Annotated in this window: 14 protein-coding genes; 7 read left to right on the plus strand and 7 right to left on the minus strand. The window is 59.1% G+C overall.

What is annotated here, in order from left to right; all coding sequences use genetic code 11:
- Positions 1-90 precede the first annotated feature (90 nt).
- From AC3I65_RS14370 to AC3I65_RS14380, 3 genes are all read right to left on the minus strand, one after another.
- Positions 91-2,142, minus strand: coding sequence for a 2Fe-2S iron-sulfur cluster-binding protein (locus AC3I65_RS14370; RefSeq protein WP_488523906.1), 2,052 nt, complete (start codon positions 2,140-2,142; stop codon positions 91-93).
- Between the two features lie 235 nt (positions 2,143-2,377).
- Positions 2,378-2,740 carry a response regulator gene (locus AC3I65_RS14375; protein ID WP_076384348.1) on the minus strand — a complete coding sequence of 121 codons (363 nt, stop codon included), beginning with the start codon at positions 2,738-2,740 and terminating at the stop codon, positions 2,378-2,380.
- Positions 2,737-4,575, minus strand: coding sequence for a sensor histidine kinase (locus tag AC3I65_RS14380; RefSeq protein ID WP_488523907.1), 1,839 nt, complete (start codon positions 4,573-4,575; stop codon positions 2,737-2,739). The genes AC3I65_RS14375 and AC3I65_RS14380 overlap by 4 nt, the downstream gene beginning before the upstream one ends.
- Before the next feature lie 354 nt (positions 4,576-4,929).
- Here AC3I65_RS14380 and fnr point away from each other — a divergent pair, with 354 nt between their 5' ends.
- The 4 genes from fnr to AC3I65_RS14400 all read left to right on the plus strand — a co-directional run bounded on the left by fnr (position 4,930) and on the right by AC3I65_RS14400 (position 9,877).
- Positions 4,930-5,682: a fumarate/nitrate reduction transcriptional regulator Fnr gene (gene fnr / locus AC3I65_RS14385; RefSeq protein WP_419417102.1), complete on the plus strand. Its 753-nt coding sequence runs from the start codon at positions 4,930-4,932 to the stop codon at positions 5,680-5,682.
- Between the two features lie 238 nt (positions 5,683-5,920).
- On the plus strand, positions 5,921-6,568 hold the full coding sequence (locus tag AC3I65_RS14390) for a BON domain-containing protein (protein WP_076384342.1): 648 nt from the start codon (positions 5,921-5,923) through the stop codon (positions 6,566-6,568).
- Positions 6,569-6,647: 79 nt separating this feature from the next.
- Positions 6,648-8,504, plus strand: a complete 1,857-nt coding sequence (gene ftsH, locus AC3I65_RS14395) for an ATP-dependent zinc metalloprotease FtsH (RefSeq protein ID WP_488523908.1) — start codon at positions 6,648-6,650, stop codon at positions 8,502-8,504.
- Positions 8,505-8,509: 5 nt separating this feature from the next.
- Positions 8,510-9,877 carry an erythromycin esterase family protein gene (locus tag AC3I65_RS14400; protein ID WP_488523909.1) on the plus strand — a complete coding sequence of 456 codons (1,368 nt, stop codon included), beginning with the start codon at positions 8,510-8,512 and terminating at the stop codon, positions 9,875-9,877.
- 22 nt (positions 9,878-9,899) lie between these two features.
- Here the strand turns inward: AC3I65_RS14400 and AC3I65_RS14405 are convergent, their stop codons facing one another.
- Both AC3I65_RS14405 and groL read right to left on the minus strand, forming a co-directional pair.
- Entirely contained in the window at positions 9,900-10,589 is a 690-nt protein-coding gene (locus AC3I65_RS14405) for a phosphoribosyltransferase (protein ID WP_047225681.1), read from the minus strand.
- A 178-nt stretch (positions 10,590-10,767) separates the two neighbouring features.
- On the minus strand, positions 10,768-12,384 hold the full coding sequence (gene groL / locus AC3I65_RS14410; protein WP_488523910.1) for a chaperonin GroEL: 1,617 nt from the start codon (positions 12,382-12,384) through the stop codon (positions 10,768-10,770).
- Between the two features lie 264 nt (positions 12,385-12,648).
- Between groL and AC3I65_RS14415 the strand changes: the two genes are divergently transcribed.
- The 3 genes from AC3I65_RS14415 to AC3I65_RS14425 all read left to right on the plus strand — a co-directional run bounded on the left by AC3I65_RS14415 (position 12,649) and on the right by AC3I65_RS14425 (position 15,532).
- On the plus strand, positions 12,649-13,146 hold the full coding sequence (locus tag AC3I65_RS14415; protein WP_488523911.1) for a BCAM0308 family protein: 498 nt from the start codon (positions 12,649-12,651) through the stop codon (positions 13,144-13,146).
- Positions 13,147-13,413: 267 nt separating this feature from the next.
- On the plus strand, positions 13,414-14,907 hold the full coding sequence (gene arcD / locus AC3I65_RS14420; protein WP_488523912.1) for an arginine-ornithine antiporter: 1,494 nt from the start codon (positions 13,414-13,416) through the stop codon (positions 14,905-14,907).
- A gap of 88 nt (positions 14,908-14,995) precedes the next feature.
- Positions 14,996-15,532, plus strand: a complete 537-nt coding sequence (locus AC3I65_RS14425; protein WP_047225871.1) for an Hsp20/alpha crystallin family protein — start codon at positions 14,996-14,998, stop codon at positions 15,530-15,532.
- 186 nt (positions 15,533-15,718) lie between these two features.
- Here the strand turns inward: AC3I65_RS14425 and AC3I65_RS14430 are convergent, their stop codons facing one another.
- Positions 15,719-17,074: an MBL fold metallo-hydrolase RNA specificity domain-containing protein gene (locus AC3I65_RS14430; RefSeq protein ID WP_487777030.1), complete on the minus strand. Its 1,356-nt coding sequence runs from the start codon at positions 17,072-17,074 to the stop codon at positions 15,719-15,721.
- Between the two features lie 101 nt (positions 17,075-17,175).
- Positions 17,176-18,066, minus strand: coding sequence for a universal stress protein (locus AC3I65_RS14435; protein ID WP_047225679.1), 891 nt, complete (start codon positions 18,064-18,066; stop codon positions 17,176-17,178).
- Between the last annotated feature and the right edge of the window lie 43 nt (positions 18,067-18,109).

Raw genomic sequence — 18,109 nt, forward strand, 5'->3', positions numbered from 1 at the left:
AAGGTGACGCAGAGCGTCACGGGATGCATTCCCACGCAGAGCGTGGGAACGATCAAAAAGCTGCTCTTTTGGCGAGGGTGTAGCACCTGCTCAAACGTCCAGAACCACGGTCTCACTCCCCTGTGCCGGTACTGCGCAACAGATCAGTACCTCATCTTCGGCAACCGGCTCGGCCGGACTGTTCAGATAATGCACCTGCCCCTGGCTTAGCCGGGTTTTACAGGTGCCGCACGAACCGCCACGGCAGCTGAACTCAGGGCTCAGGCCCCGGGCTTCGGCAAGCTCCAGCAGGGTCCCGCTGCCCGGTTCCCAGCGGGCCTCCTTGCCGGAGCTGGCGAACAGGATCTTCACCGACTCGCTCGATGCAGGCACTTGCGGGGCCGCGGGCACGCTGACTTCGGCGTCGCGTACCAGTGTGGATGGGCCGAAGGTTTCGGCATGAATGCGATCGTCTGGAATGCGCAATTTGCGCAATCCGTCATACAGCGACTGGGTGAAGCTGCCGGGCCCGCACAGGTAGTAGTCGTAGTCATCGAGCGCCAGCAGTTGCTTGAGCAGTTCCACATCGATCCTGCCCGTCGCGTCGTAGCCTTGCCCCGCACCGTCCGTAGGTGGCTGGCTGACCAGGCGCAGTACCTTTACCTTACCTGCGGCACGCTTGACCAGCTCATCGATTTCCTCGCGAAATGCCAGGTCGGCTACCGTGCGCGCGCTTTGCACCAACCAGACCGGACGCATCCGACTCATGCGCAGGCCCTGATAAACCACCTCGCGCAACATCGACAACAGCGGCGTCACACCCACGCCCGCCGCCAGCAGCACCAAGGGCCGCCGCTCAGCGGCCTGAACGGTGAAATGCCCTTGGGGCGCTCGCGCCTCGATCTGCTGCGCCACCTCAATCCGGTCATGCAGATGCGAGGAGACCAAGCCCTCGCGCTTGACGCTGATGCGCAGGAAATCATCCGACGGTGCGCTGGACACGCTGTAGGTACGAATCGCGGGGGCTTTCTGCCCCTCCAGCGAAATCCGCACGGGCAAGTGCTGGCCGGCGTCAAACCGGGGCACGCCCGCTCCGTCGGCTGCTTGCAGGTAGAAAGAGCGAATGTTGTGGCTCTCATCCACCACACGAACCACGCGCAATGGGCGCCATTGGGTCCGCAGGGCTTCGGCCTGCAAGCGCTCGGCGGCCTGTTCCCAACTGCCAGTCATCAATGAATTGGGCGAGTCACCCGCGCTCTGGTCCTTCCAGCGCAACGGGATCGCGGCCTGGCGGTAAACCACGCGCTGCGGCTTGAAGCGCAGCAGCCGCTCGGCGCCCTGGAACGCGGCAATTTCGGGGTCGTCCAGCAATACTTGGGCGGAACCGGTCATTTGCAGAAGATCGCCGGTCTTGAAATCGACGAAGATCAGGCCTGCGCGGGGATTGAGCAGGATGTTGCCCAGGGTGTTGAAGAACAGGTTTCCAGAGAAGTCCGGGATGGTCAGCGTGCCGTCCTCGTCCATGCGCACAAAACCTGGCTTGCCGCCGCGGTGGGACGCATCGACCTGCCGTTCGCCGTCGCGCTCCACATAGGTGGCGATGTAGAACGAATCAGCCGCCGTGATCAGGCGTCGAGCCAATGGGTCCGTTGCCACCAGGTGCCGAACGTCACCGGCCTGTTCGCGGACAAAGGAATATTGGCGCAGGTTGATATAGCGAGGGCAATTGCCATAGGCCTGGCTGACGGAAATTTCCAGCCCGTGATCGAGCAGACGGCGAATGTTGCCGTTCATGCGGTTGCGCCGACGGGTGTGCAATTCGATACCCAGCATGCCGATGGCAGCCCCCTCGCCCATGCCCTCCTGGGCCGGATCGCTGGGTTGTGGCTTGAGATCGATCTGCAGGGTTTGCGGATCAGGTGAGCTCATGAAACCGGGTTTGCCGGTGCGCAGGGTCGCCCACACGTCACCTTGCCGATCCACGGCGCCCAATACCACGAAAGGCAACTGTGCGTAGAACTCCCGGTGCTGGTCCGGCATCCAGTTGCGCGCCAATTGTCGCTGGCCGACGCTGGTCATCATGTCGACCGCACCGACCGAGCGTTGCAAGGTCAGTTCGCCTTCATGCCAGGGTGAGGATTGTGGTTTCGCGGCTTCGTCCATCAGCTACTCCTCGCGCCCGCAGCCTTGCAGGCTGCGTTAAGACGCTACGGTCAGGGGGACTGCGCTACGCCTCTTGCCGAGGGTGCATTGCAGGTGGGGTTATCTTCTTCCCAAAGGGATTGGGGAGGAATACGCACGAACTGCAATCCACTGTTTCATAAACTGGAATGAACACGTCCTGGGCGCCTGCGGGGAATCACCAGGGCCGGACAGCGTGCCCGCTCATCGCTGAAGGTCAGCGCCCCAGCGCAAGAGCGATCTTCAGTTGCAACTCGTTTTCGGAGAATGGCTTGTGCAACACAGGACGATGGGCGAACTCGTTCGGCAGCCCGCTGGCACCGTATCCGGTGCTGAATAAAAACGGAATCTGGCGCGCCTGGAGAATTTCGGCAACCGGAAAAACCCGCTCACCGGCCAGGTTGACATCGAGAATGGCCAGGTCAATTGCCACCCGATTCGCCACTTCGCAGGCCGTAGCGAGCCGTGCCACTGACGCCACCACCACGCATTCGAGCTCTTCCAGCATTTGCTCGACCAGCATGGCGATGGTGCCTTCGTCCTCAACCAGCAGCACCCTGACTCCGGGGAACGAACTCATGGACTGGACGCCTGGATCAGAAACGAGATTCGGCAGCAAACGCCCTTCGGGTCGAAGGTCAGGTCAAATGTCCCGCCCAAATCGCGCTCGATGCAGCGCTTCATCAAACGCGAACCCAACCCTTCCCGCTTGGGTTGGGCCACCCGTGGCCCGCCCTGCTCGCGCCAGTCCAGGGTCAGTAGCATTCCATCGGATTGTGGTTGCACAACCCACTTCACTGAAAGCGTGCCCGTCTCTACTGACATCGCGCCGTATTTCAGTGCATTGATCGCCAGTTCATTGAGGGTCATGGTGAGGTTGAGCGCAACGCGGGTGCCGATGTCGACAGGGTCGCCCTCCACCACGATTCGACTGGGTTCCTGGCCAAATATCGGCATCAGCACTTCATGGGCAAGGGACCCCAGCGGGGTATGGCCCCAATGGCGCCGGGTCAACAGATCGTGAGCCCGGGACAACGCAAGCAGCCTGGCTTCGAAACGCCTGTAACCGTCGTTCGCATCCTCGGCATTGCGCGCCGTTTGTGCCGCCAGGGATTGCACGGTGGCCAGGGTGTTCTTGACCCGATGATTGAGTTCGTCGATCAGGGTCTTCTGCCGGTTCTGCGCCTGATTTCGCTCGGTGATGTCCACCAGCATGTTGATGGCGCCCACCAGATTGCCATCGGCGTCATGCAGCGGTGTGGGATACGGCGCAAACGGCACACGAGTGCCATCCGGCCGTTCGGCAATGGCCTCGACACCACGTATCGGGCGGTTTTCCTTCAAGGCCACCGCCATCGGGCACTGGTCGTGGGGAAGCGCGCTTCCATCGGTATTGAATATTTTCCAGGTCACGCACCACATGTCCCCCAACTGTGGGGTTCGGCCAGACAATTCGACAGCCGCCCGATTGAAGAAGGTGATGCGCCCTTGTGCATCGGTTGTATAAACCGCAGCGGGCAGAGCCTCGAGAAGATTGCGCATATGCCGTTCGCTTTCGCGAATCTGGCTTTCCATTTGCTGGGCGAGCGTGACATCGATGGTGAAACAGCGTGTGTGAAAGAGCTTACCGTCCTCGAAACGCCCATTGGAGGTAATCGCTACATGCCGGATCGTGCCGTCTTTGGCCCTCAACCGCGCCGGGTAGCTGTCCAGGCTTTCGCCGCTGCCCAGTTTATTGAGGATGTCACCAATAACGGGCTCATCCACATGAAACTCCGTAATGTGGCGGCCGATATATTCGGCAGCCGTATAGCCCAGCATGTTCAGCTCGGCCTTGTTGGCACGCTGGATAATGCCCGCGTTGCTGACAATGTGAAGCCCCACCGCGCTGTTTTCAAAAAAATCCTCGAGGTCGGCACTCTTGCGACGAAGCTCTTCGGCCATCGCATGACGCGCCGAGACATCCTGAAAACAGTTGATCGCCCCTTGAATGGCCCCGCGCCGATCCCTGAGGGCCCGGATGTTCACCAGCGCCATAAGCCGCGTTCCATCCGAACGCTCAATGATCACTTCCTGATTGCGTGTCGCAGCGCCGGTAATAAGCACCGAAGCCATGGGGCAGTCTTCGAAAGCCAGCGGCGTGCCATCCGGTAAAAAAAGCCGGTGCGAGCCGCAAAAGCGGTCACCGTTTTTCCCGATAATGGGCGTCCTGCCCCATAGCTCGGCCGCTTCACTGTTGTACCTGACGAGCCAACCCTCGTGATCACAGAGGTATACCGCCCCCGGTATGGCGTCGAGCGCGCTCGCGCCCAGGGTGAGCAGGCTCTGGTACTCGCTCGGAGCGCAAACCTCCACGGCAAGCTCTTCAATGTTCGACATCTGGTAATCCTCAATCCGCCTGGCTGAAACGCCCACGCTCCCCATCGCCCCCGGTTTTATGGCCGGAGTCGGTGATTCCAGCTCGGATAATCCTTCTGAATGCGGGTTCGGATATATTTCATAGAGCCGTTGTGTTGGAGGTCTAGATCCCTATTCACCGCGCTAGTTCATGAAAGTTCAACAGGTTCGGTGTTTGAACTGGACAGGGATCTTTTCTAGCGCGCTGAAGAGCAGCAATTGAGTGTAGTCGGCCTCGTGTTTGTCGAACCATTCGCTTCAAGACCTGAGCTTGCAGATTGAAACATGACAGCCGGTATATCTATATACGACAAATTACAGGCGCAACGGGTTTGATCTTCTATGATTGCTCCAGCAAAGGAGTTTATTCCGATGAGCGAATCAGAAGCACGACTTCTGCGCGTGCATTCCCTTAAAACCGCTTGCTCCAACTGCAGCGTGCTTGAGCTGTGCCTGCCTATCGGGCTGACGGGCGGCGAAGTCGAGCGCCTGGACACCTTGATCTCCCAGCGGGTCAAGGTCAAAAAAGGCACGGCGCTGTACCGCACCGGCGATCCGCTGCGCTCGTTGTATGCAGTGCGGCTGGGCTTTTTCAAGACCAGCGTATTGTCGATAGACGGACGCGAACAAATCACCGGTTTCCAGATGCAAGGCGAAATGCTCGGTCTGGACGCCATCAGCACCGATCATTACGCCTGCAATGCAATAGCGCTGGAAGACAGCGAAGTTTGCCCGATTCCTTTCAGCAACCTGGAAAAACTTGCCCACGATTTGCCCTCTTTACAGCACAACCTCAACAAGCTCCTGAGCCAGGAGATCGTGCGCGACCACAGCATGCTGCTGTTGCTTGGCAACATGAATGCCGATGAACGTCTTGCGGCGTTTCTGCTGAACCTGTCTCAGCGACTTAACATGCGCGGTTACTCCTCCAGGGAATTCATCTTGCGCATGAGCCGCGAGGCTATCGGCTCTTATCTGGGCCTGCGGCTGGAAACGATCTGCCGGGGTATCGCGCACCTGCGAGAAGAGGAACTGGTAGAAATGCATGGACGCAACGTCACCATCCTGGACCTGCCCGGCCTCAAGCAAAAAGTGGCCGGTTGCCATCGTCATTCAGAGCGGTGAAACCCTCTCGAGGCGCTTGCATCACTGATCACCTGCCCGTCGCCTGATCGCCCGCCCCGCTGACACGGTCGACCGCCCTGCTGACTTTCATCAAATCACAGGCCGTTGCCCCGACAGCGCGTTGACCCACTTACACCCTTGTTGATTTAGCTCAATGTGTCGGCATCACCCAGGCGTAGAAAAAGCAGACCGGGCCCTGATAGCCCCGCCCGCTTCGCATTACCTGGAGGACGCCACGATGAGCGACTTGACCCTGCGCAAGACCATTCTGGAAGAACTGGAATTCCAACCCGACCTCAACGCAGCCCATATTGGCGTGGCCGTGGACAATGGCGTCGTCACCCTTTCCGGTCATGTCGGCAGTTATGCAGAAAAGATCAGCGCTGAACGCGCCGTCAAAAGCATCGAGGGCGTGCGCGCCGTAGCTGAGGAAATCCAGGTCCGATTGAATAAAAACGCCGGCACCGCAGACGACACCATTGCCAATCGCGCCTTGAAGATCATCAACTGGAGCTGCGACGTTCCTGAAGGCGACATAAAAGTCATCGTGCAGAACGGCTGGGTCAGCCTGGAAGGCGAAGTGGAATGGCAATACCAGAAAGAAAGCGTGGAGCGGTCCGTGTTCAAGCTGTCCGGCGTGGTGGGCGTGAACAATCGGCTAACCCTGCGCCCTCGAGTGGACGCGGGCAACATCCAGCGTCGTATCGAAGAGGCCCTTAAACGCAATGCCGAAGTGGATGCCAAGGCAATTCACGTCAAGGTCGATGGGGATGTGGTGAGGCTCGAAGGCAAAGTCCATTTATGGCGCCAGCGTAAAATCGCGGAACGGGCGGCCTGGTCGGTGCCGGGGGTCAGAGAGGTGGACGATCACCTGTTGCTTGTCTGAGTCGCAGGCCCGCAGAGAACCGTCTCTGCGGTGATCCATTCGCTGTATTTCCATCTGCTGTCGTCATTGAGCCGAGGCCATGAAAAAAACCCACCAATGGAACCTGTCATATTTTTTGGTCGCCCTGGTCGTGTTCAGCCTTGCGCAGTTTTTGTTTTTCGAACGCCCCATGGTCCAGGTCATTCCCTACAGCCAGTTCCTGCAGTTGCTCAACGAGCAAAAGGTCAGCGATCTACGGGTGGAAAACGATCGGATCAGCGGCAAACTGCAGGAGCCGATCGCCGGTCATAACCTGTTCTCGACTATACGGGTGGATCCTGCGCTGGCGACGGATCTTGCCCATTCGGGTGTCGGTTTTACCGGGGTGAGCGAGAATACCTTCCTGGGTGGTTTGCTGGGCTGGTTACTGCCCTTCGGCTTGATCATGGTGATCTGGCATTTCATGTTCCGGGGGTTGGCGGAAAAACAAGGCATGGGCGGCCTGATGAACATCGGCAAGTCCCGCGCCAAGGTATTCGTCGAGCGGGACACCGGAGTAACCTTTGCCGATGTGGCCGGAATCGACGAAGCCAAGGTCGAGCTGGTGGAAATTGTGTCCTTTCTCAAGGACAAGGCGAAATACGCACGGCTGGGGGCGCATATACCCAAAGGTACGCTGCTGGTCGGCCCGCCGGGAACAGGCAAGACTCTGGTGGCCAAAGCCATCGCCGGAGAAGCCGGGGTGCCCTTCTTCTCGATTTCGGGCTCCGAGTTCGTCGAGATGTTCGTCGGTGTCGGTGCCGCTCGCGTGCACGATTTGTTCGAGCAGGCACGGCAGGCAGCCCCCTGCATCATTTTTATCGATGAACTCGATGCGCTGGGCAAGATGCGCGGCGTCGGCGCCTGGGGTGGCAATGACGAGAAAGAACAAACCCTCAATCAATTACTGACGGAACTGGATGGGTTCGACCCTCGAGAGGGTGTTGTGTTGCTCGCCGCGACCAACCGGCCCGAGGTCCTGGACCCGGCATTGCTGCGTGCCGGCCGTATCGACCGGCAGATTCTGATCGATCGCCCCGATCGTAAAGGCCGGCAGGCGATCCTCAAGGTACACCTCAAGAAAATCGTCGTGGGGCCGGATCTAGACAGCGAGCGCATCGCTGACATCACCACCGGTTTCACCGGCGCTGACCTGGCCAATCTGGTCAACCAAGCCGCCATCGTTGCCACTCGTCGCGGCGCCGAAACCGTCAGCCTCGACGACTTTACCGCGGCCGTGGAACGCATCGTCGCCGGAATTGAACGCAAGAGCAGCCTGTTGTTGCCTGATGAACGCCAGGTGGTGGCCTATCACGAAATGGGCCACGCCCTGGCCGCCAGCAACCTGCCGGCCATGGACCCGGTCCACAAGGTCTCGATTGTGCCCCGTGCCATCGGTTCGCTCGGTTACACGTTACAGCGCCCCACCGAAGACCATTTCCTCATCAGTTGCCAGATGCTCAAGGACCGCATTGTCGTGCTGATGGCCGGCCGCGCCGCCGAATTCCTGGCCTATGGCCAGATATCGACCGGGGCTGCCGATGATCTGGCCCATGCAACCGATATCGCTCGCCAACTGATCACCCGGTTCGGCATGAGTGCCGAGCTTGGTCAGGCGGTGCTGGAACGTAAAAGTGCCACTTACCTGGGCGAACGCATGCAGGAAGTCGCAGAAAGGGATTATTCGCAAATAACGGCCAGAGAGGTCGATCTGGCCATTCGCGCCTTGCTCGATGAAGCCTATCAACGAGCCAAGACGCTGCTTGAAAGCCGTCGGGGCGATCTGGACGCCGGCGCGCGTCTTTTGCTGGAAAGGGAAACCTTGACCCCTGAAGAATTTGCACCGCTCCTACCGCTCAAGCGCCCCGTGGTAAGGGTTGTGCAACCTTTGACGCACGCACCCACGATTAGCGGATGACGAACATGAACACACCTTCGCAACACACACTCGATGGGCTGTATGGTTCACCCCACCCCATTGAAGAGGCCAGCATTGCCCCGGTCCTGCAACACTACGCCGAACCTCTACCGGAACCGGATGCACCGGGCTTTGGACAAATGTTCGATCGCTACGCGGATGCGCGTATCGTGATGATCGGTGAGGCCAGCCACGGCACCAGCGAGTTCTATCGATTCCGGGCTGCCATCACCCAACGGTTGATCGAACAGCATGGGTTCAACATCGTCGCCGTTGAAGCGGACTGGCCGGATGCGGCGCATGTTGATCGATATGTCCGAGGGCTCGCGCCCTCGGCGTGGAAGCGTCACATCTTCAGCCGATTTCCGACCTGGATGTGGCGCAACACTGAAGTTAAGACATTTGCCCACTGGCTCCATCAATTCAACCACCCGCGCAGCCCCGAAGATCGCGTCGAGTTCCGCGGCCTGGACATCTACAGTTTGCGTAACTCCATTCATGAGGTGCTGAATTACCTGGACCGCGTCGACCCGCAACTGGCCAGCGAAGCCCGACGTCGCTATGGCTGCCTGACACCCTGGCAGGATGATCCGGCGCTATATGGCCACTTTGTCGAGCGCGGTGGGGTGATGCCCTGTGAAGATGCCGTGGTAGCGCAGCTCAATAGCATGCTGGCCGAACATCTGGCAGGACTTATCAAGGACGATGAGGCGTTCTTCAACGCGACGCAAAATGCTCGCGTGGTGCAGGCGGCGGAACAGTATTATCGGGCAATTTATCGAGGTTCGACCGCCTCCTGGAACCTGCGTGACCGCCACATGTTCAACACCCTGCAAGCATTGCTGGAACACCGGGGCCCTCAAGCCAAAGCCGTGGTGTGGGCGCACAACTCTCACATTGGCAACGCGGCTGCCACGCAAATGGGCTGGAAGGGCCAGTTCAACATCGGCCAGCTATGCCGCAGCGCCTATGGGCGCGACGTCGCCCTGATCGGCATGAGCACTGACCGTGGCCAGGTGGCGGCGGCCGATGACTGGGACGGCGCCATGCTCATCAAAGACATTCGACCTTCGCGCCCGGACAGCTGGGAGCATCAGTTTCTCAAAGCCGGCGTTCCGGCTTCATTGACCGACTGGCGAGATCCGCAGCGCAAGGACCTGCGCCGCGCACTCTCAAAACCCATGCTGGAACGGGCTATCGGGGTGATTTATCGTCCCGAAACCGAGCGTGACAGCCACTATTTCGAAGCAGTCCTGAGTGAACAGTTCGATGCCATGGTCTGGATCGAAAAGACACAGCCGGTAGCGGCGCTGGCACTGCCGAAAAGCCAGAAGCTGGAGCCGGAAGACGAGACGTTTCCATTTGGCGTGTGAGCCCGTTCGCAGTCCTGCCGCTCTACCCCTGAGACGCGGCGGTCGACTCCCGTTGCCAGGCCCGCTGCAGCAAATCGATGACGATTTCATCGGATGTCTGAGGGAAGTCCTTGTACCAATAGCCTATGGAAACCAGCCAGTCAGGAATAAGCGGACAAATCACCTCATCCACTTCGCTGCGTAGCGCCTCCACTGTTTCAAGCGGCCCAACCGGCACGGCGACCACAACGCGCGAAGGCCCTTGCGTGCGGACCGCGTGGATCGCTGCCATCATCGAGGCCCCCGTCGCCAGACCGTCATCAATCAGGATGACCACCTGGTCCTTGAGTTGTACAGGCTCACGAGTGCCTCGATACGCCTGCTCACGACGCAACAGCTCCCGGGTTTCCCGGGCAACCACGGCGTCGAAACTGGGCTGATCAATCGGATGGGCACGAAGAGCGTCGTCATTGAGGATCTGTATGCCACCACTGGCAATGGCGCCCATCGCGAACTCAGGGTTGGACGGCACACCCAGTTTGCGAACCAGCATCAGATCAAGGCGCACGTGCAGAGCGGTGACCACTTCATAAGCCACTGGAACTCCGCCGCGGGGCAAGGCCAGGACGATGACATCGGGTCGATGGGCGTATTTGAACAAATGTTCCACCAGCCCTTGCCCCGCTGCGCTGCGGTCCTTCCACACTGTTTGCATTGAGGGACTCTGACTCATTGGAAGCCTCCCCAGGCGCTCAGGCCTGTCGTTTCGCTGAGAACACACTCATATTGGCCAGCTATGTCGTCGTTGATGTATCGCTGCATCAACGCTGATTCAGCGTCCTCTGAAGCCGCGATCTTGGCGTTGACTTATGTCAAATTCCACACAACGCGAGCTGCGGTGCACGGATATCTCATTGCGCAAAGGCTGGCGGGGCGGATGATTGCTCTTCTGGAATATCGGTCAAAGTGGCTTCGGTCAGTAATAAAATGCTGGAAACTGAAACGGCATTTTCCAGGGCAATACGCACAACCTTGGTCGGGTCAATGATTCCCGCTTCATACATGTCGACGTAACAATTGGTGGAAGCATCGAAGCCGATACTTCCCGTCTCCGTCAGCAGGCGAGCAACGACAACGCCCGCATCCACCGCCGAGTTTTCGGCAATCAGCCTGGCCGGCGCTTCTAACGCCCGGCGCAGTATCTGCAGGCCTGTCCTGACATCACCCTGGTGCTGATCCTCCTCGGCGACAAGGATCGGCACAGCCTTGAGCAGCGCCAGGCCGCCACCGGGAACAATGCCCTCGGCGATCGCTGCGCGGGTCGCGCAAATGGCATCATCCAAGGCATCCTTGCGTGCCTTCATCTCGGCTTCGGAGGGTGCTCCGACCCGGATCACCGCTACTCCTCCGGACAACCGACCCAGGCGCTCCTGAAGCTTTTCACGATCATAATCACTGGAGGTGCTATCCATTTGCGCACGAATTTGCTGCAAGCGCGCCTCGATGGCCTCCGGTGCACCTGCGCCTCCAATCAGCGCAGTGCTGTCCTTCTGCACCACGACTCGGTGGGCTCGACCCAACTGCTCCAGTCCTACTTGTTCGAGGGTGATTCCCAGCTCATTGGAGACCAATGTCCCGCCCGTCAGAACGGCCATGTCCTGAAGCATCTCCTTGCGTCGGTCACCGAAGCCAGGTGCCTTGATCGCCACCGCTCGCAGTACACCCCGAATCTGATTGACGACCAGCGTGGTCAACGCTTCACCTTCAATATCGTCTGCGATTACCACCAGTGGTTGTCCACTTTTTGCCAGGAGTTCAAGCAGCGGAAGCAAGTCCTTGAGCACGCCGATTTTGTGGTCGCAGAGCAGCAAATAGGCATCATCGAGCTCAACCTGCATCTTCTCGGTGTCAGTGACGAAATAAGGTGAGACATACCCCCGGTCAAACTGCATCCCTTCCATAACCTCGACCACCGTTTCCGTGGTTTTGGATTCCTCGACACTGATGACGCCTTCCACACCGACCTTATCCAGAGCGTCTGCCACCAGTTGCCCGACGACGGTGTCGTTATGCGCCGACAACGCGGCGACCTGGGCCTTTTCCTTGAGGGTACTTACGGGTCGTGACAAAGCTGCAAGCGATGCCACCACGAGCGCCAGACCGCAATCCAGGCCGCGCTTGAGGTCGACCGCACTGGCCCCGGCAACGACGTTGCGTATGCCATCGGCCAGGATTGCATGGGCCAATATCGTGGCGGTACTGGTTCCGTCCCCTACCGCATCCCCCGTGCGTTCCGCCGCTTGACGCAGCATCTGGGCGCCCAGGTTTTCTTCGGGGTCCAGCAGGTCAATGCGTTTGGCGATTGTCACGCCATCATTGCAAACCGTCGGATTGCCCCATTTGTTTTGGATCAACACCGATTTTGATTTGGGCCCCAGCGTCACGCGTACGGCATCGGCCAACTGCGTTGCACCACTGAGGATTTTCTCGCGCGCGGCAGCACGAAACACAATTTTGCTGTGAGCCATCAGATCGCCCTCCCTCTGCTTGAGCATTGGATATGTTCTCTTGCAGCTTCTCTGAAATCGCCCCAGGAACGTTGAGGTTTATCAACAAAGTCAAAACCTGACCGAGGCCGTGCTGGACATTGCAAAGCCGAGCGAGCAACGGTCGACGCGCTTGCGTTGCAATTGATAAAGATCAACTTGTACGGTGCCAAACCGAGTCCAAATGGATGGGTGAATCCACGTTGCGTGGCACTTTCAATGACCCCGACGCAAGGACCAATGCCCATGGACAAGTATCAACAAAGTCAAAAGAACAAACTGTTCAAACCCTCCCTCCATGACCCTTATTGCCTGCCCAAGCTTGAAGGGTCCGCCGTCTGCCCACAGTGTGATGCAACATACCAGGCGGGTAACTGGACATGGAGACGTCCCGAAAACACCGTAATTCATGATGCGCAGACGGTGACGTGCCCAGCCTGCCGTCGCATTAATGACGGTATGCCAGCAGGAACACTCACACTATCGGGCAGTTTTCTGCAAAAGCACCGGGATGAAATCATCCACCTGATCGAAAACACCGAGAAAAAGGAAAAGGCCGATCATGCCCTTGAACGCATCATCGGTCTGACTGATTCGGCAGGTGACCTGATTGTAAGCACGACCGGCATCCATCTCGCCAATCGTCTGGGTCATGCACTCCAAGCCGCCTTCAAAGGAGACTGTGATTACAGGTACAGCGATGATGTGTACGGGTTGAGCGTCGACTGGAGACGTGACGAGTAACGTCGGTATCGTCCGCTCAATGATTGAAATATCGTCCAACGGTATGCGCTGTCGCAACATGCCTTGCGCAGCGCTGCTGTTTGTGGCGCTCCGGTATCAACCCTTGCCGGTGTCGCGCAGGCTCATCAGTTCATCGTTTCACGCCCTGCATAACCTCTGATCTAAATCAATGCTCCCCAGCCTCTTCACGCAGAGATTAATAACCAGCGCTAGAACCTTCGCTTCGGCGAAGGTCGTCGACCCCTTCGTCTCGTGGAGGCTTCAATCATGGCAACGCACCTGCAAGGCACTGAGCCGGTCATCCCGGCCGTCAAACCTCATCCTTTGGCCGGCAGTTTGCGAAAGGTCGAACCCAAACGCCTGTCATTGAGCCTGCTGGTTGCGCTGGTGGTGGGTTCGATGATCGGCAGCGGCATTTTCAGCCTGCCCCAGAACATGGCCTCCAGCGCGGGTGCCGGGGCTATCCTGATCGGCTGGCTGATCACTGGCGTGGGTATGCTGTCACTGGCCCTGGTCTATCAGACACTCTCCAACCGTCAACCGGAACTCGATAATGGCGTGTTCGCCTACGCTCGTGCGCTTGGGGGTGAGTTCCTGGGCTTCAATTCGGCGTGGGGCTACTGGATCAGTGCGTGGATTGGCAACGTCAGTTATCTGGTGATTCTGTTCGCGGCGCTCAGTTACTTTTTTCCCTTGTTCGGCGAAGGCAATAACAAGGCCGCGATTGCCGGTGCGTCGGTGGTGCTGTGGTCGTTGCATTGGATGATCCTGCGCGGGATGCGCACAGCGGCCAAGGCCAACGCCCTGACCACCGTGGCCAAAGTCGTGCCCTTGCTGCTGTTCATCGGCCTGGTGATCGCCGGATTTTCCAAAGACACCTTCATGGTCGACTTTTGGGGCACGCCGGCATTGGGTAGTACCCTGGATCAGGTCAAGAGCACCATGCTGGTGACGGTCTGGGTCTTTATCGGCATTGAAGGTGCCAACGTGTTTTCCGCCCGTGCCGCCGACCGGGCGGATGTGGGCAGGGCCACGGTGATCGGTTTCGTCCTGACGTTGCTGCTGCTGATTGCCGTGTCGCTCCTGTCTCTGGGGATCCTCAGACAACCTGAACTGGCTGCCCTGAAGAACCCATCCATGGCGGGTGTTCTGGAGGCGGTGGCCGGTCCTTGGGGTGCGGTGTTGATCAGTATCGGCCTGATTGTGTCGGTCGGTGGTGCGCTGCTGGCCTGGACCCTGCTGGCAGCGGAATCGGTGTTCACGCCGGCCAGGGAAAAGGTCATGCCCCGCGCGCTGGCCTCGGAAAACCAGCACGGCGCGCCGGCCAACGCGCTGTGGATCACCAACGGCTGCATTCAGCTGTTCCTGTTGTTGACGCTGTATTCGAGCGCCAGCTACCTGGCCCTGATCTCGCTCGCCACCTCGATGATCCTGCTGCCTTATCTGTTCAGCGGCCTGTACGCGCTGAAGATGACCTGGCAAGGCCAGACCTACGCCGGGCACCGCGCCCTGCAATTGCGCGACATGGCCATCGCCTTGGTCGCCACCACCTATTGCATTTGGCTGCTCTACGCCGCCGGCCCCCGCTACATGCTGCTCAGCGCCCTGCTCTATGCCCCCGGCTCGCTGATTTACCTCAGCGCGCAACGGGCCAGGACCGGGCATGCGCTCAATGGTTTCGGCTGGGGGTTGCTGCTGGTGATCTGGGTGGCGGCGATTTTCGCCGGCTGGATGCTCTGGTTCGGCCAGCTCTCGTTGTAAGGCTTGCAAGCGTGCATTGACCCGTCCGGAACCGGTCCCTGGCAATGATGCCAAGTCCCGCCCGGACATCACCAAAGAGGAAAATCAAATGTCCAATTCAGTGAAAAAAATGCCGGTCGATACCCAAGACAACACTCAACATCCGGCCAAGAATGACCTTTGGCATCCACTGGAAAAACTCCGTCAGCAGGTGGATCACCTGTTCGATGACTTCAACCGGGGTACAGGTCTTTCTCCTTTCAGTCGCGGACTGTTCGATGTCGAGCCATTCTGGCGCAGGGAGTTCTCCACGAGCCTGCCGGCCGTGGACATCAGCGAGAAGGAAAAGAGCTTTGAAATCACAGCCGAATTGCCCGGCATGGATCAGAAAGACATCGAAATCCGGCTCGCCAATGGCAACCTGATCATCAAGGGCGAGAAGAAAGAAGCCAAGGAAGAAAAGAAAAAAGGTTATCACCTGTCCGAACGCCATTACGGCTCCTTCGAACGGGTTTTCAACCTGCCAAAAGGCATCGATAGCGACAAGATCGAAGCTCAGTTCAGCAAAGGCGTGCTGACCCTGACGCTGCCTAAAAAACCGGAAGCGCTGAAAGCGGAAAAAGTCGTGCCGATCAAGGCTGACTGACGCTGTGCACCCTGCCCCTCGCCGGCCAACGACGAGGGGCTTTTTTTTGCCTGTGCATTTAGATGTGTTGTTGAAGCTGATGGGCCGCTTCGCGCGCAGGATCGCTCCCACAGGGGCGGTGATGAACACAAATACCGCGTACACCTCAGGACCTTTGTGGGAGCGAGCCTGCTCGCGAAGGAGGCCTCAAAGCTCTACGCTGTCGCGATACTCCGGCACCGATACTGACCAGCCCAACTCATCGCGAATGCGATGGCGCAGGACATCGGACGCGTTGGGTTCGCCATGTACGACATAGGTATGCCGGGGCGGTGTCTTGAAGCCGCGCAACCATTGCATGATTTCATCGGCATCGGCATGGGCGGACAATGTTTGCATCGGCACCACTTCAGCGTTGATTGGCACGTCCTTGCCATGGATGCGCACCGCAGGCTCACCCGCCACGATCCTTGCGCCACGCGTCCCGCCGGCCTGGAAACCTGGCATCAACAAGGTATTGATCGGGTTCGGCGCCAGGCTCTTGAGGTGAAACAACACCCGCCCTCCGGTAGCCATGCCACTGGCGGCGATGATCACCGCCGGGGTGCGTTGCTGGTCCAGGTTCATGGAATCCCTGGCCGAGCGCACCGGGTGCGCGATGTGGCACATGCCCTCACACTCCTCCCTGGACAAACGATGCTCATCGCCAAAGCGTTGATACAAGCGGGTTACATCAATGGCCATGGGGCTGTTCAGGTAGATGGGGATGTCCGGGATCGCCATCCGCTGTTTCAGGCGATACAGGTGATACATCAGCAGTTGTGCCCGACCGACCGTGAACGAGGGCACCAAGGTGATGCCGCCGCGCAATGCGGTGCGGGTGATGACGTCAGCCAGTTGATCTTCGGGCGATTGACTTGGGTGCCTCCGGTCGCCGTAGGTGGACTCAACCAATAGGTAATCCGCCTGCTCGATGGTTTGCGGGGCAAACATCACCGGGTCCTCGGGGCGCCCCAGGTCGCCGGAGCACACCAACGTAACGCCAGCGGCCTGCACCTGCACCGTGGCTGCGCCCAGGATGTGTCCCGCGCGGCGCAGCACAATCCCCACCCCACGGGCGATATCCACCGGATGATCGAACGCTATCGGGCGTAACAGTTTCAGTGCCCGCTCGGCATGCTCCCGGGTGTACAACGGCATGGCAGGATCATGCTTGGAAAACCCCTTGCGGTTGGCGTATTCGGCCTCTTCCTCCTGCAAGCGGGCGCTGTCGAGCAAGAGGATCTTGACCAGCTCACAGGTGGCCGACGTGGCATAGACCGGACCGCGATAACCGTTTCGCACCAGCACTGGCAGGTAACCGCTGTGGTCCAGGTGTGCGTGAGTCAGCACGATCGCGTCCAGGTCACGCATCGGCAGTTCGAAGGGGTCCCAGTTGTGCAAGCGCAATTGTTTGTAGCCCTGAAACAGCCCGCAGTCGATCAGGATGCGTTGATCGTCATGCTCCAGCAGGTACTTGCTGCCGGTGACTGTGCCGGCCGCCCCTAGAAACGTCATGCGCATGAGCGTGCTCCTGAACAATCGATTGGCGTTCCATTGGTCGCACTATTCGCCCAGCGGGCCATTGATTTTCATCAAGGACACAGCCATGAGCACCGGTTTCTTCACACAGCCAGTACGCTGCACGACACCTGATACAAAATATGCTCCGTGGTGCTACCCAACAGCCCGTGCGAACCACCCTTCTGCGAGCGCCCCATGACCACGACATCGACCTCATGCTCCAGGGCAAACTCACTCAAGGCTGAAACCGGATGGCCCAGCACGAAGTGCCTGCGCTCGGCCGGCACGCCGAACAGGTTGGCCAGCTCCAGGAATGTTTTTTCCAGGCTCCTGCGCAGTTCATTGCTGAGCTGTTTAAGCGTCAGGCCACCTCCGCCGACATCGCCGAGATAGACCGACGAAACCTCATAGGCGTGAACCAGATGCAACTCGGCGTCGCACTGCAAGGCCAAGCCGATTGCCTCGCGAATGATCCGGTCGTTGAGCCCACTGTTTTGCGCAAAGTCGCTGGAAGGGTCCACCGCAGCAACCACTTTGCGCGGCAAGGCGTGGCCGGTGGCGCCCACCAGGTACATGGGAACCGGGCACTGGCGCAACAGACGCCAGTCCAGCGGAGTAAGGAAGGCCCGTTTGAGCAGGGGCTCGTGTTGCACCTGCTTGATCAGCAGATCAGGCTGGATTTGCGTAACGTGCTGGAGAATCTGCTCGTCCATGCCGTCGACCCAATCCACCTGCGTGGTGACCCTCAGGCCTCGGCGCCGCATCTTGTCGGCCTCCTCCTCCAGCCAGTGACGGTGGTCCTGCAGGTAATTCTGACGCGCTTCATCACGGGGCTCCTGCTCCAACAGTTTGAGAATGTCCAGTGACGGCACCAACGCAGAAACATGCAAGTGCGCCCCGCTGGCCGCCGTCAGGGCCGCTGCGTGATGAAGGGCCGGAGAGTGTCGCTGTGCCGGGTTGAGGATCAGCAGTAAGCGCTGGTACTGGCTCATGATGGATCTCCAAAAAGTCAGGGCGAACGGCGCGATGTCGAAG

This window comes from Pseudomonas sp. N-1-13, from assembly GCF_057787095.1.